General features: G+C 63.5%; 15 protein-coding genes. 8 read left to right on the forward strand and 7 right to left on the reverse strand.

From position 1 onward, the window contains the following. Positions 1-72: 72 nt before the first annotated feature. From LNV06_RS22615 to LNV06_RS17555, 4 genes are all read left to right on the forward strand, one after another. Complete coding sequence (locus LNV06_RS22615; protein WP_318013518.1) at positions 73-1,869, forward strand: methyl-accepting chemotaxis protein; 1,797 nt, start codon at positions 73-75, stop codon at positions 1,867-1,869. A 70-nt stretch (positions 1,870-1,939) separates the two neighbouring features. Further along, positions 1,940-2,077, forward strand: a complete 138-nt coding sequence (locus tag LNV06_RS22685) for a metallophosphoesterase family protein (protein WP_411970129.1) — start codon at positions 1,940-1,942, stop codon at positions 2,075-2,077. Positions 2,078-2,092: 15 nt separating this feature from the next. Then, on the forward strand, positions 2,093-2,674 hold the full coding sequence (locus LNV06_RS17550; protein ID WP_411970130.1) for a metallophosphoesterase family protein: 582 nt from the start codon (positions 2,093-2,095) through the stop codon (positions 2,672-2,674). After that, on the forward strand, positions 2,671-3,219 hold the full coding sequence (locus LNV06_RS17555) for a cysteine hydrolase family protein (RefSeq protein WP_263539592.1): 549 nt from the start codon (positions 2,671-2,673) through the stop codon (positions 3,217-3,219). Before LNV06_RS17550 ends, LNV06_RS17555 begins: the two co-directional genes overlap by 4 nt. Positions 3,220-3,235: 16 nt before the next feature. On the opposite strand, the gene LNV06_RS17560 is transcribed toward LNV06_RS17555, so the two are convergent. The 5 genes from LNV06_RS17560 to LNV06_RS17580 all read right to left on the reverse strand — a co-directional run bounded on the left by LNV06_RS17560 (position 3,236) and on the right by LNV06_RS17580 (position 7,932). Then, entirely contained in the window at positions 3,236-3,946 is a 711-nt protein-coding gene (locus LNV06_RS17560; RefSeq protein ID WP_263539593.1) for a phosphatase PAP2 family protein, read from the reverse strand. A gap of 575 nt (positions 3,947-4,521) precedes the next feature. Further along, complete coding sequence (locus LNV06_RS17565; RefSeq protein WP_263539594.1) at positions 4,522-5,292, reverse strand: LytR/AlgR family response regulator transcription factor; 771 nt, start codon at positions 5,290-5,292, stop codon at positions 4,522-4,524. After that, a complete protein-coding gene (locus LNV06_RS17570; protein ID WP_263539595.1) occupies positions 5,289-6,392 on the reverse strand; it encodes a sensor histidine kinase in 1,104 nt (367 codons plus the stop codon). Before LNV06_RS17570 ends, LNV06_RS17565 begins: the two co-directional genes overlap by 4 nt. 84 nt (positions 6,393-6,476) lie before the next feature. After that, positions 6,477-6,887, reverse strand: a complete 411-nt coding sequence (locus LNV06_RS17575) for a hypothetical protein (RefSeq protein ID WP_263539596.1) — start codon at positions 6,885-6,887, stop codon at positions 6,477-6,479. Positions 6,888-6,900: 13 nt separating this feature from the next. Beyond that, on the reverse strand, positions 6,901-7,932 hold the full coding sequence (locus LNV06_RS17580) for a tetratricopeptide repeat protein (protein ID WP_263539597.1): 1,032 nt from the start codon (positions 7,930-7,932) through the stop codon (positions 6,901-6,903). A 314-nt stretch (positions 7,933-8,246) separates the two neighbouring features. On the opposite strand from LNV06_RS17580, the gene LNV06_RS17585 reads away from it, so the two are divergent. The 4 genes from LNV06_RS17585 to map all read left to right on the forward strand — a co-directional run bounded on the left by LNV06_RS17585 (position 8,247) and on the right by map (position 11,199). Beyond that, positions 8,247-9,230 carry an extracellular catalytic domain type 1 short-chain-length polyhydroxyalkanoate depolymerase gene (locus LNV06_RS17585; protein ID WP_263539598.1) on the forward strand — a complete coding sequence of 328 codons (984 nt, stop codon included), beginning with the start codon at positions 8,247-8,249 and terminating at the stop codon, positions 9,228-9,230. 55 nt (positions 9,231-9,285) lie between these two features. Next, a complete protein-coding gene (locus LNV06_RS17590; RefSeq protein ID WP_263539599.1) occupies positions 9,286-10,035 on the forward strand; it encodes a DUF2306 domain-containing protein in 750 nt (249 codons plus the stop codon). A 79-nt stretch (positions 10,036-10,114) separates the two neighbouring features. Further along, positions 10,115-10,402, forward strand: coding sequence for a ParD-like family protein (locus LNV06_RS17595; protein WP_263539600.1), 288 nt, complete (start codon positions 10,115-10,117; stop codon positions 10,400-10,402). Beyond that, positions 10,402-11,199: a type I methionyl aminopeptidase gene (map, locus tag LNV06_RS17600; protein WP_263539762.1), complete on the forward strand. Its 798-nt coding sequence runs from the start codon at positions 10,402-10,404 to the stop codon at positions 11,197-11,199. The genes LNV06_RS17595 and map overlap by 1 nt, the downstream gene beginning before the upstream one ends. A gap of 101 nt (positions 11,200-11,300) precedes the next feature. Here the strand turns inward: map and LNV06_RS17605 are convergent, their stop codons facing one another. Then, complete coding sequence (locus LNV06_RS17605) at positions 11,301-11,984, reverse strand: glutathione S-transferase family protein (RefSeq protein WP_263539601.1); 684 nt, start codon at positions 11,982-11,984, stop codon at positions 11,301-11,303. Beyond that, on the reverse strand, positions 11,981-12,415 hold the full coding sequence (locus LNV06_RS17610; protein ID WP_263539602.1) for a DoxX family protein: 435 nt from the start codon (positions 12,413-12,415) through the stop codon (positions 11,981-11,983). The genes LNV06_RS17605 and LNV06_RS17610 overlap by 4 nt, the downstream gene beginning before the upstream one ends. Positions 12,416-12,477 lie beyond the last annotated feature (62 nt).

The following is a 12,477-nucleotide window of genomic DNA, read 5'->3' on the forward strand; positions in this document are numbered from 1 at the left end:
AAAAATACAGGCCAGCTGAGCAATAGCGAGCCCTATCATCGCTGCACTCGACACTCTCTGCCGGAGTTGCTCATGCTGAAAACCATCAAGTCGCGCTTGATTGCAGCCTGCATCGGACTCGTGTTCCTTGCCATCGCCTTGGCCACCTTGATCAGCTACCAAACGGTGCGATCCACCGTGCTGATGCAGGTCGACGAGGAACTGTCGGAGCAAGGTCGTACCCATGCGGACATGATCTCGATCTGGGTGCGCTCGCAGAAGAACATCGTCGCCGCGCTGGCGCCCGCCTTGCAGCAGGCCGACCCGGCGCCGGCGCTGCAACAAGCCCTGACCTCCGGCCTGCTCGACCTGGCCTATCTGGGCGGGGCCGACAAACGCATGGTGTCGGTGCCCGACCGAAAGCGCGCGGCTGACTATGACCCCACGGCGCGGCCTTGGTACAAGCTGGCCGCGGGCGCCGACAAGCCGGTTTTGACTTCGCCCTATATCGCGGCCTCCACCAAGAAGCTGGTAGTGACCTTTGCCGCCGCCATTCGCGAAGGCGGTGAACTGAAAGGCGTGGCCGGCTCGGATGTGCCGCTGGACGAGGTGGTGGCCGATCTCAGCAAGGTCAAGCCCACCCCCAGCGGCTTTGCCTTCTTGGTCGACAAGAGCGGCAAGATCGTGGCCCACCCCAAGGCGGAACTGGCCCTGAAACCGGCGCAAGAGTTTGCGCCCGGCATCGATGCGCTGATGAACGGCAAGAGCGCCAGTGAAAGCCTGCCGCTCTTGCGCATCGGTGAGCAGAGCTTTTTTGTGAAGTTCTCGCCGGTGGCCGACACCGACTGGACCCTGGTCACCGCCGCCGAACAAAGCGAGGCCCTCAAAGCTCTGTCGCAGCTGCTGCGCAATGCCAGCATCGGCCTGATTCTGGTGGTGGCCGCAGCCGCCGGTCTGGCCACTTTCTTGGTCAATGCTCTGCTGGCCCGACTGGTGCGAGTGCGCAATGCCATGGACCAAATTGGCTCCGGCTCCGGTGACTTGACCCAGCGCCTGGGCACCGAGGGCGAGGATGAGCTGACCGAAATCTCCCGCTCTTTCAACCAGTTTGTCGGCCAAATCGAAGACGTGATGCGCGATGTGCGCCACACGGCCGAATCGATCGCGCTGGCCTCGCGCGAAATCGCCGTGGGCAGCCAAGACCTCAGCGCCCGCACCGAGCAAACCGCCAGCAATCTGGAAGAAACCGCCTCGGCCATGGAGAGCCTGACCGAGACCGTGCATCGCAGCACCGAGAGCGCCAATGCTGCCAGCGGCCACGCCAGCGCCTCGGCAGACATCGCCAATCGCGGCGGCGTCGCGGTGGGTCGGGTGGTCTCCACCATGAGCGAGATCAGCAGCAGTTCCAAGCGAATTGCCGACATCATCGGCACCATCGATGGCATCGCCTTTCAGACCAATATCCTGGCGCTGAACGCGGCCGTTGAAGCGGCACGCGCCGGCGAACAAGGACGAGGCTTCGCCGTGGTGGCCTCGGAAGTTCGCTCCTTGGCGCAGCGCAGCGCCGAGGCGGCCAAGGAAATCAAAGGACTGATTGGCAGCAGCGTGGATCGTGTGGAAGACGGCGCCCGCCAAGTCGAACAGGCCGGCACGACCATGGACGAAATCGTCGGTAGCGTCGCCAGTGTCACCTCCATCATTGCCGACATCAGCGCCGCGGCCGCCGAGCAAAGCCGCGGCATCGACGAGATCAATCTGGCGGTCTCGCAGCTGGACCAGATGACGCAGCAAAACGCCGCCTTGGTCGAACAATCCGCCGCTGCGGCTGAAAGCCTGAAAGACCAGGCCGCGCATCTGAGCCAGGTGGTGAGTAGTTTCAAGATCAGCTGATCGCCCCGAAGAAGTCCAGGGTTCGCACGGCCCGCATCGGACCGCAAGGCGGAGCCACCACAATCGGCCGATGCGTATCGCGGTCCTTTCAGACATCCACGGCAATCTGGCCGCCCTTGAGGCGGTGGTGGCCGACTTCAGGCGGCGCGGCGTCGATGCTGTCGTCAACCTGGGCGACAGCCTGTCCGGCCCCTTGCTGCCGCGCTAGACGGCCCAGTACCTGATGGCGCAAGACGACTGGCAGCAGCTGGCCGGCAACCATGAGCGCCAAGTGCTGCAGCTGAGCCCGAATGTCGGCGCCTCAGACCGTTATGCCCGCGAGCAACTGGGGCCGGAGGAGTTAGCCTGGATGTCCAGCCTGCAGCACAGCCGAGCCTTCAACGAGCAAGTCTGGCTGTGTCACGGCACGCCCGATAGCGATGTGCAGGTGCTGCTGCAAAGCGCTGAGCGCAATGCAACCACGGACGAAGTCGAGCAACGCCTGAAAGGACACCGCAGCGAGTTGCTGCTGTGCGGCCACAGCCATGTGGCGCGCAGCGTGCGCTCCGCCAGCGGTGGCTTGATCGTCAACCCGGGCAGCGTCGGTCAACCGGCCTATGAAGACGATTTCCCGTATCCGCATGTGGTGGCATCGGGCTCGCCCGACGCCCGTTACGCCATTGTTGAGCGCACGCCGCAGGGCTGGATCGCCCAACTCCTGAGCGTGCCCTACGCCCTTCAGCAAATGGTCGAACTGGCCCGCCAAGCCAATCGCCCCGAATGGGTCCAAGCCCTCAGCAGCGGCTACATCAAACCCCGGACATGAGTACTTCTTCGTCCCCCGCCCTCATCATCATCGACATGCAAAGAGGCATGGCCACGGCCGGCCCACGCAACAACCCCGAGGCGCAAAACCGCGTTGCCGAGCTCTTGGACACCTGGCGCGCTGAGGGGCGCACGGTGGTGCATGTGCGGCATTTGTCGCGCTCGGTAGGCTCACCGTTTTGGCCAGGCCAGCCGGGGGCCGAGTTTCAAGACCGACTCGCGCCGCTGGCCCATGAGCATGTGCTGGACAAGCATGTCACCGACGCCTTTGCCAACAGCGGCTTGGAGCATTGGCTGCACCAACGCAGCATCCGCGAGCTGGTGTTTTGCGGCGTTAGCACGAATATGTCGGTCGAGGCCACGGTGCGCAGCGCCGGCTGCCTGGGCTTCAACTGCCAGGTGGTGGCCGATGCCTGCTACTGCTTTGATCGGCCCGACCTCGATGGCCGCCCACGCAGCGCCGAAGACCTGCACCGCGTGGCCTTGGCCAATTTGCAAGGCGAGTACGCCCAGGTCTGCGAAAGCGCCGCCTTGCTGGCGCGCTGAAGCAGCGCTCTGGGCTTCAGCCGCGCCGGGCCAGTTTGCGGGCAAGCAAGAGGAACAAGACTGCCCAGGCCGCGCCAAAGGCCCAGCCGCCGACCACATCGGAGGCCCAGTGCACCCCGAGGGCGATGCGGCTCAGGCCGATCAGCACCGCCATCAAGGCGGCCGCGAAGAGGATGAAGGCGCGCTCCACCAGCCGCTCTCGGCCGCTGGCCAATAAGGCGCCCAGGCTCAAAAACACCAGCGCCGAAATGCTGGCGTGGCCGCTCGGAAAGCTCAGGCCCAAGGCCACCATATCGGCAAAGGCCGGGTCGGGCCGCGAACGGCCAAAAGCCGTCTTCATGACGAACACCGCCAAGGATCCGCTGGCCACCGAAGCCGCCAGCAAATAGGCCTGCAAACCGCGCCCGAGCAGCAGCAGGTAGAGCACGGCCATGCTGGTCAGCAAGCTCAGCACCAGCGTGCTGCCGACACCGCTCAAATCACGCATCACGCTACCCAAGCTCGCATGCTCGGCACGCAGGCGCTGAGCGGCATGCAGCAGCGCCAAATCGAGACTGCGCGTGCCACCTCCGATGACTTCTCCGCTGACTTCCAAGAACAACCAAGCCAACACGGCCGCCAAGCCACCCAGGAGCAAGGACTTGAGCACCGAGCGATAGGCTTCGGCAGCCTTGGCGGTCTCAGAGAGGGGATTCGAAATTTCGGCGATAGGGGCGGTCTTCTGCATCAGGACTGTTGGACTTTTTTTCAATACAAACACGGCGGCCTTGCGGCCCGAGCCGGCAGTTTAGAGCCCCCACTGCCCCCCACCTGATGCCAGCGCGGCACTTGGGCGTTTGCGGCGCATCGCACCTGAACAGGAAAGAACCGGGCCGGGCCAGATATCCGCTGAGAACGGAGGTCAGCTCAGTGCTCGGAACCGAGCTTTGTAGATTTGCATGGTGCCGAGCGCCGCCGGGGGCGCAATTCCGCTCCTGTCCCCCGCCGTCGCCTTTCAGGCGCCGGCTCCTCCTTTACCTCGCGGAATCACACCCCCAACGCCACTCGGCAGTTCCACCGATGTGCGCCCGCGTCGAGGGAGCTCGGCAGCGCTTGATCAGGACACTTGGGGGTTCTGCAACGCGAGGTAAAGGAGGAGACCCGGGCGCAAGCCCAGGGCGGGGGACAGGAGCGGCGCAGAGCCCCCAAGTGTCCTGATCTCCGCCCAAACGAAGGACCGCTCCGGGCACAAAGTCGCCCGTAAATGAAGCTTGAAACAGAAATGGCAGCAGCGCCGGCGTTCGGCCGGCCGAGCTCGCGCGCCTACATTTCCTTGAACAGCGACAAGTAGCTGCGGCTCACTGGCAGGCGTTCGCTGCGGCCCTTGAGCTCAATGTCGGCGGTCTCGTTCTCGCCACGGGTGACGCGGCGGATCGAGCGCAGATTGACCACCACCGAGCGGTGCACTTGGGCGAATTGCTGCGGGTCAAGTTGGGCGAGCAAGTCCTTCAGCGGCATGCGGATCAAGGCCTCGGCCACTTGCCCCTCGTCGCGGTAGGCGACCAAGGTGTATTTGGTGTCGCTCTTCAGGTAGTCGATGTCATCGACCGGAATCATGCGCAGCGAGGGGCCGACGCTGGCGCGCACCCAGCGCAGGGTCTCAGGTTTGTCGAGCTTGAGCCGCTCGGCCAGTTGCGTCAGCAAGGCCTCCGAATGCACCGCAGGCTGGGCCTGTTGCAGGCGGGCCTTCAGGCGCTCTACCGTTTCGCTCAGGCGGGCTGCGGTGACCGGCTTGACCAAGTAGTCCAGCACGCCATGCTCAAAAGCCTCCAAGGCATATTGGTCAAAAGCGGTGACGAAGACCAGGTGTGCGCGTTTGCCGATATGGCGAGCCACTTCCACACCGCTCAAACCCGGCATGTGCACGTCCAAAAAGCAGATCGTCGGTTGGTGCTGCTCGAACATCTCGATCGCCTGGCGGCCGTTGCGGGCCTGCGCAACGATTTGCAGCTCGGGCCAAACTGCGGCCAGGCGTGCCTCGAGGATCTCTCGCAGCAGTGGTTCGTCGTCTGCAATCAGGGCAGTCAAGTTCATGGCTTGGGCTCGCTGAATTCAATCGTCACTTGCACCCCGTGTGGCGCCACCTCGCGCAGCTCTAGGCTGGCGCTGCCGCCATAGGCCCAGAGCAGGCGCTCGCGTAGCGCTGCCAGGCCGGTGCCCAGTCCGCCGCCGGTGGCTTGCAAGCCCACGCCGGTGTCGAGCACGCGCAGGCGGCAACGGCCCCCCTCCAGCAGCTCGGCATGCACATCGATGCGGCCGCCTTCTTCGCTGGGGTCAATGCCATGCTGGACGGCGTTCTCCACCAGGGTCAACAAGGTCATTGGCGGGCAGCGCAGCAGATGCACACCGGTGCCGATGTGCAGCGCAAAGGCCAGCCGGTCCGGCATGCGCATCTGCATCAGCTCCAGATAGGCCCGTACCAGCTCCAGCTCCTGGCCCAAGGTATTGGCCGAGCCGTCCAGGCGCGGCACGGCGGCGCGTAAATAGTCAGTTAGGCTTTGCAGCAGTTGCGGGGCGCGCGGCGAACCGGCCTCCACCAGGGCCTGCACATTGGCCAGGGTGTTGAACAAAAAGTGAGGTTGCGCTTGAGCAGTGAGCAGGCGCATACGGGCGTCGAGCGCCTGACGGGCTAACTCGCTGCGCTCCAGCTCAAAGTCAATGGCTTGTTTTTCCACTTTGGCCTCGCGTTGGCGCAGCAGGGCGGTCAGGGCCACCCAGGGCGCCAGCAACATGCCGGAGAAGGCCAGCGTCATGAAACCGTTCAGCCGCTTCTCGTCGGCCCAAAACACCGGAGCCCCGGCAGGCGTGCCCCATTGGTAAAAAAAGAAAACTGTGACGGGCACTACCGCGCCGACGGCGACCACCTGAAGCACCCAGCGTGCCAGCCATTTCGGCAGCCGCCGCGGCCACTGCTCAAACACGCCGAAGGCCAGCAACACCATCAAGCCAACGCCGAACACCCGTATCGCCAAAAGGTGATAGCTTTGAGCGCTCCAGTTGATGCTGAACAGCAGGGTCAGCAAGAGGCAGGTGATGGCGACGGTGCGCACGCGGCGCCAGCCGAACAGCGCCCGCCAATGGAAGGCCGGCGAAAGCGGCAGCGGCGCTGCTTCGATAGGAGTGGTGGGTGACATCACAGCAGAATACTCGAGTGAATGGCTGGAAGGCTTGAGCGGAAATGGCGCGCGGCCATCAGTGCCTGCGATCAGTGCCAGCGATCAACGCCAGCGCTGCGCCGGCTTGCGAAAATAGTGGTGCGCGATATAGCGCCAGGGCAGCACCAGTGGGGTCAGCACCAGGCCCATCAAGCAGGCAAAGGCCGACTCCTGCACATTCGGCGTCATCGCCCCGGCCAGCCACAGCGGGTAAGCAATGAGCAGCAGCCAAATGCTCTTCCAGAGCAGCTCGAAAATCAGCAAGGGCAACAGCTGCAAGGGGTAGCGCAGGCCCCAGACACAGAGAATGGCCAGGCCGATCAACATCGCGCCCAACTCACCCCGGCGTTGTGCCCACAGCTCACTGTGCTGCAAGAGGCTGGGCCCCCAGCTGATGGCCAGGCCCACCGTGATCAGCAAATAGAAGGCGCGCAACAGGTTCAGGCGCCAAAGGGGAAGGTCTTGGTCGGTCATGTTGAATACTCCTTCAGCCGAGCTTGGCCAAGCTCTTGCGAGCCTCTTCAACATTGGCCGGGTTGGCCCGCTTGTTGGCAATAAAGCGCTCATAGGCCGCCTTGGCCTGAACCTTGTCGCCCTTGGCCAGATAGGCATCACCGAGGCGGTGATCGACGGGCAGTTCGTCAGCGCCGCCCAAGGTCCTGGCCCGCTCCAGGTAGCGAATCGCCTCGTCGGTTTGGCCCTGCGCGGCGTAGACCCGGCTCAGGCCATAGCTGCCACTGGCCTTACTCGGCTGATCGCGGTGCAGGCCTTCATACAGACTCTTGGCCTTGGCCAAGTTGTCCTTCAAATAGACACGCGCCAGTTGCATGGTGGCTTCGCGCACCTCCTCCAGCATGGCGCCATCCTTGCTCGGCTTGATGCCCAGCAACTCGCTCTCCATCACGGCCCATTTCTTGTCTTCGGCGGCAATGTGGACGCGGATGATGCGCGCCGTTTCGGGCTGGCTGCTGCGCACGGCGGCCTCCAGCTCCTTGGCCTTGGACACGCTGCCGCCCATCATGCCGGGCACGGTCAGGTAGAGCTTGGCCAGCTGCACGCGGGCCGTGAAGCTGCTGGGATCCAAGTCCAGCGCGCGGATCCAGGACTCTTTCAAGGTCCCCACATTGCGCATGGCCTTGGCCATGCCCATATTGATCATCTGCAAACCGAGGTTCTGCGCCGAAGCCAGGTGGCACACCGCCATGTTCGGATGCTGCTCGACGCACAGCTTGGCCTGCTTGGCGCCGGCGTCCAGACGCTTGCCATCGCCGGCGTCGCTGAAGCTCAGAGCCAGGGACAAAGCCGCGCTGGATTCGGCATCGGCGCTGTTGCTCTTCAGACGGGCCTGCGCCACTTGTTCCAGTTCGACCAACTTGCCGGCATCTTGCAGCGACTCCAGCTGCGCATCTTTGAAGACGGCGGCCTGGGCCGTGCCCAAGGTACTGAACAAAGCGAGCGTGGCGATCGCGCTGGCGATGCGGCGATGGCCGGGGAGGGAGGTGAATTCGGTCTTCTTCATGATCGGGTTCTCGGGAAAGAGGGGGGAAAACGAGTACAGCGGGCGCTGCAAATTTCTAAGGACAGGGCCATTGTGTTGAGCCGAATGCCCGCCCAAACAGCCGCTCAGACGAGCCACGCGTCGCGGGTTTTCAGGCACGATGCGGCGGGATGAATGGCGCGATGGCCGATCAACAGCAGTTCAACAGTTGCTGGCGCCGCTGGTCGCGGCGGGGCGTCGTTCGTCCTCGCAAGCACGTCATCGATCCGGCCTCGCTTGGCCAGGCCGGGCCGCCAGGGCACAGTCGACCCCCTTGTTCCAATGAGATCCTTGTCATGAAGAGAGTTTTGCGTTTCCTGCTGCGAGGCTTCTTGGGCCTACTCGCCCTGCTGGCCCTGCTGGCCGGCCTGTTCGCCTACTTTCTCTACACGCCCGAGCCCGAGTTGCCGCAGCTGTCCGGTCAATTGACCAAGGGCACGATCGAAGTGGCCGGCGTGAAGCGCAGCTACCGAACCTATGTGCCCAAGGATCTGCCCAAGGGTGCGCCGCTGGTCTTGGTGATGCATGGCTCGGGCGAAAGCCCGGGCCAAATCCGCGTCGGCACCGGCTACTCGTTTGAGCGCTTGGCCGATCAGCATGGCTTCGCCCTCGTCTATCCCAAGGCCTACGCCTCAGACTGGAACGACTGCAGCCGCATCGGTGACAAGGAGCTGAACGGCGTGCGCGGCGACGATGTGGGCTTCTTGGCCGCCCTGGTCGACAAAACGGTCGCCGAGCTGGCGCTTGACCCCACACGCGTGTTTGCGGCCGGCGTTTCCAACGGCGGCTCCATGGCGATGCGCTTGGCCCTGGAGCAACCCAGCCGCTACAAGGCGGTGGCCGCTGTGGTCGCCAATGTGCCGGCGCCGGAGAACTTCCAATGCCAACCAGCGGCGCAAAAAGCCACCTCGGTGATGATCATGAACGGCACCGAGGACCCGCTGGTGCCCTATGCCGGCGGCGAGATCAATCTGCTGGGCCTGTTCTACAAGGGCGGCCCCATCATTTCATCGCGGGCATCGGCGCAGTACTTTGCCGATTGGGCCCGGCTCAGCGGTGCGCCCCTGACGAGTGAGAAAACCGTCGCCGAGGGTGTGCGCGTCGAGCAGAACCGCTGGAGCCAGGCTGGCAAGCCCGAGGTGGAGTTGGTGAGCATTCATGGCGGTGGACACGGCCTGCCGCAGCCTTACTCGAAGCGCCCGCGGCTCTTGGGCCCCTCCCCGATGGAGCCGAACGGCCCGGCCATGATCTGGGCCTTCTTCGCGCGGCAGACCAAGTAGGCAGAACGACAAGAACACGCCCAGCGATCCACCGAATTAAGAAGTTATCAAGAAAATGGCCATCCTCTACATTGCCCCCGAGAGTTCGCCTCTGGTCCACGCCGCCGCTGCAGCACTGCTCTATCTGCATATCGGCGCCGGCAGCGTCGGCATCTTGTCCGGCGCGGCCGCCTTTGTGTTCCGCAAAGGCACGCCGCTGCACCGCCTGATCGGCAAAGTCTTTGTCATCTCGATGCTGATCATGTCCGGCATCGGGGCCTGCGTGGCGCCCTTTTTGCCGACGCCCGAGCGCGCCTCGGTGATTGCCGGCATCCTGACCTTCTATCTGGTCTTGAGCTCCTGGATGGCGGTCAAGCACAAGCCCGGGCAGCTCGGTCGCTTCGACTATGGCTCGCTGCCGATCTCCTTGGGCGTGGTTGCCGCCAGCGCCTACTTCTTCTGGCTCGCCATGCAAAACCCGCGCGGCATGCTGGACCGCCAGCCGGGCGCCGCCTTTGTGATGTTCATGATCATCGGCAGCTTGGCGGCAGTCGGTGACTTGCGTTTGATCTTGTCTCGTGGCGTCACTGGCGCGACCCGGCTGGCCCGCCATCTCTGGCGCATGACCGTCGCTTTGTTCATCGCCGCCAATTCGCTCTTCCTGGGTCAACCGCAGGTCTTTCCAAAGGCAGTGCAAAAGTCCGGCTTGCTGAACGTACCGGCGCTGCTGATCCTGAGCTTGCTGCTGTATTGGCTGGGCCATGTCGGCTACGGGGCCTACAAGCGCCGCCGGCAGCACAAAGCGGCAGGCTTGCAAGGCACGTAATGTCGGCCGTCTGAAGCTGGACTCAGGCCCTGCAACAGCCGCCATACGAAACATATACGAATCGCTTATCATCAGAAGCATGGGAATCGTCAAAATCTCCGATCCGATGCACGAAAGCCTGCGCGTGGCCAGCGCAGCTTTGTCTCGCTCTATCAATGCACAGGCTGAACATTGGATGCGCATCGGCATGCTGGCCGAGTTGCACCCCGACCTCGATCACCGCGAAATCTGCCAACTGCTGATTCGCGCCGAACAGGCCGGCGGCTTGGATCTCTCGGCTTTTGCCGGTACGGCAAAAAGTGCGCCCAGCACCAAGACCTCCCCCAAGAACAAAGCGGCCAGCCCGCGCCAAAAGAGTTTGCAATGATGAAAAGCGACGTCGTCAAAATCCGCAGCCCGGAAGAAATCGCCAAGGCCCGTGAAGCCGGTCACCTGGCCGCCCAGGTGCTGGCCATGCTCGTGCCGCATGTCAAACCCGGCGTCAGCACCGAACAACTCGACAAGCTCTGCCACGACTACATCGTCGATGAGCTGAAGGTCACACCGGCCAATATCGGCTATCACGGCTATCCCAAAACCGTCTGCAGCTCGGTCAACGATGTGGTCTGCCACGGCATCCCCTCACCCAGCAAGATCTTGAAGAACGGCGACATCGTCAATATCGATGTGGCCATCATCAAGGACGGTTGGTTCGGTGATTGCAGCCGCATGTACTTTGCCGGCGAACCCAAGATCGCCGCACGCCGCCTGGTCAACACCACTTATGAAGCCATGTGCGCCGGCATCCGCAAGGTACGCCCCGGCGCGACGCTGGGCGATATCGGCCACGCCATCCAGAGCGTGGCCTACCGCGATGGCTACAGCGTGGTGCGCGAATACGGCGGCCACGGCATCGGCACGATTTATCACGACCAGCCGCATGTCAACCACTTCGGGCGGCCGGGAGAAGGCATGGTCTTACAAGAGGGCATGATCTTCACCATCGAGCCCATGATCAACGCCGGCAAGGCGCAGATCAAAGAGAAACCCGATGGCTGGACGGTGGTCACACAAGACCGCTCACTGTCCGCGCAGTGGGAGCATATGGTGGTCGTGACCGCCGATGGCTTTGAAGTGCTAACACCTTGGCCGGACGGCCTTGGCACTTACCCGGCCATCGCCTAACACCGTGTGCGAGCTCGTCCCCGCCCATGTCGGCCCGGCATGGGAGAGCACCCTTGCGCTACCGCCGGGCGCAGGCCGCCTTGGGACGATGGACTGAGGCCTCACACCGCAACGCGCACCCGCTTGGACAAAGCCGAGCCACGCGCCAACAGAAAGTTACGCAAACGGGATGAATAGTCCGGCCCCACAGCGGCCAGCACCGAAGGCCGCTGGGCCAAATGCGCACGCCAACGCTGCAGCTTGGGCAAGCCGGACCAGAAGGCAAAGTCCGGCGCGCCCTCGAGTTCATCAAACAAATCAAAGTAACGGAACACCGGGCCGAAGACCGCATCGACGATGCTGAAGTCCGCGCCGGAGAAAAAGGGGCCGCAGTCCAGGGCGGCCTCCAGCTGTTCAAACCGACGACGGATGTCTGCGGCGCTCAGGCGCAGTTTCTCTTCATCGCCTGCGCTGTAGAAGCCGGCAATCGCATTCAAGAGCGCGGAGCCGAACTCCATCCACGCGCGATGCCGTGCCCGCAGCAAGGCATTGGCCGGATGCAGCCGAGGCAAGGCGGTGTCCTCAAGATATTCGCAGATGACAGCGGACTCAAAGATCGCCGTGTCTTCGCCCACCTGCAGCACCGGCGTTTTGCCCAAAGGCGAGAGGCGCAGGAACCAGGCCGGCTTGGCGGCCAAGTCAATATCGCGGCGATCAAAGGGCAGGCCCTTCTCGGCCAGCACGATGGCGACGCGCTGCACATAGGGGCACAAGGGGTGCGATACCAAGAGCAGCGGCGCGCTCATTGTTCGGCTCCCGCCCAAGGCAGCGGCGCACGCTTGAGGGCCAAGACGCCATCGCCCTGCAAGGCCAGGGCAATCGATGCCGCGATCAGAAACACCGGGTACTCCCAGCCGCCACCGGCGCTGGTGTGCACCCAGCCATTCGGCAGATGCACCCAGGCAGCCACGGCCATCACCGGCACCAAGGCCAGCGCCACTTGCCGCGCATAAATCCCCAGCACCAGGGCCAGGCCACCGAGCAACTCCGCGGCGAACACCGGATAGGCCAAGATGCCGGGAAAGCCGATGCTGACGAAGTACTGCGCCGTACCTGGCAGCGTGAAGACCCAAAGCTTGAGCAGGGCATGCGCGATCCACATGCTGCCCAGGCTGAGTCGCAAGAGGGTGATGCCCAAGGGGTTCAGGTTTGCATTGGGCGAGGCGGTTGTCAACATCGGAGCTTCCATCGTCGAGTGAGAATGCGCCCAATGTAGGATTGCAAAATAGAAACCGGAAT

The sequence above is a fragment of the Paucibacter sp. Y2R2-4 genome (assembly GCF_025717535.1).
In the GTDB taxonomy this organism is placed as follows: domain Bacteria; phylum Pseudomonadota; class Gammaproteobacteria; order Burkholderiales; family Burkholderiaceae_C; genus Paucibacter_A.

What these genes read in the sequence shown, in the direction of transcription:
- LNV06_RS22615 (WP_318013518.1), top strand. Translation starts at nt 73, where the DNA reads ATGCTGAAAACCATCAAGTCGCGCTTGATTGCAGCCTGCATCGGACTC.
- LNV06_RS22685 (WP_411970129.1), top strand. Translation starts at nt 1,940, where the DNA reads ATGCGTATCGCGGTCCTTTCAGACATCCACGGCAATCTGGCCGCCCTT.
- LNV06_RS17550 (WP_411970130.1), top strand. Translation starts at nt 2,093, where the DNA reads ATGGCGCAAGACGACTGGCAGCAGCTGGCCGGCAACCATGAGCGCCAA.
- LNV06_RS17555 (WP_263539592.1), top strand. Translation starts at nt 2,671, where the DNA reads ATGAGTACTTCTTCGTCCCCCGCCCTCATCATCATCGACATGCAAAGA.
- LNV06_RS17560 (WP_263539593.1), bottom strand. Translation starts at nt 3,946, where the DNA reads ATGCAGAAGACCGCCCCTATCGCCGAAATTTCGAATCCCCTCTCTGAG.
- LNV06_RS17565 (WP_263539594.1), bottom strand. Translation starts at nt 5,292, where the DNA reads ATGAACTTGACTGCCCTGATTGCAGACGACGAACCACTGCTGCGAGAG.
- LNV06_RS17570 (WP_263539595.1), bottom strand. Translation starts at nt 6,392, where the DNA reads ATGTCACCCACCACTCCTATCGAAGCAGCGCCGCTGCCGCTTTCGCCG.
- LNV06_RS17575 (WP_263539596.1), bottom strand. Translation starts at nt 6,887, where the DNA reads ATGACCGACCAAGACCTTCCCCTTTGGCGCCTGAACCTGTTGCGCGCC.
- LNV06_RS17580 (WP_263539597.1), bottom strand. Translation starts at nt 7,932, where the DNA reads ATGAAGAAGACCGAATTCACCTCCCTCCCCGGCCATCGCCGCATCGCC.
- LNV06_RS17585 (WP_263539598.1), top strand. Translation starts at nt 8,247, where the DNA reads ATGAAGAGAGTTTTGCGTTTCCTGCTGCGAGGCTTCTTGGGCCTACTC.
- LNV06_RS17590 (WP_263539599.1), top strand. Translation starts at nt 9,286, where the DNA reads ATGGCCATCCTCTACATTGCCCCCGAGAGTTCGCCTCTGGTCCACGCC.
- LNV06_RS17595 (WP_263539600.1), top strand. Translation starts at nt 10,115, where the DNA reads ATGGGAATCGTCAAAATCTCCGATCCGATGCACGAAAGCCTGCGCGTG.
- map (WP_263539762.1), top strand. Translation starts at nt 10,402, where the DNA reads ATGAAAAGCGACGTCGTCAAAATCCGCAGCCCGGAAGAAATCGCCAAG.
- LNV06_RS17605 (WP_263539601.1), bottom strand. Translation starts at nt 11,984, where the DNA reads ATGAGCGCGCCGCTGCTCTTGGTATCGCACCCCTTGTGCCCCTATGTG.
- LNV06_RS17610 (WP_263539602.1), bottom strand. Translation starts at nt 12,415, where the DNA reads ATGTTGACAACCGCCTCGCCCAATGCAAACCTGAACCCCTTGGGCATC.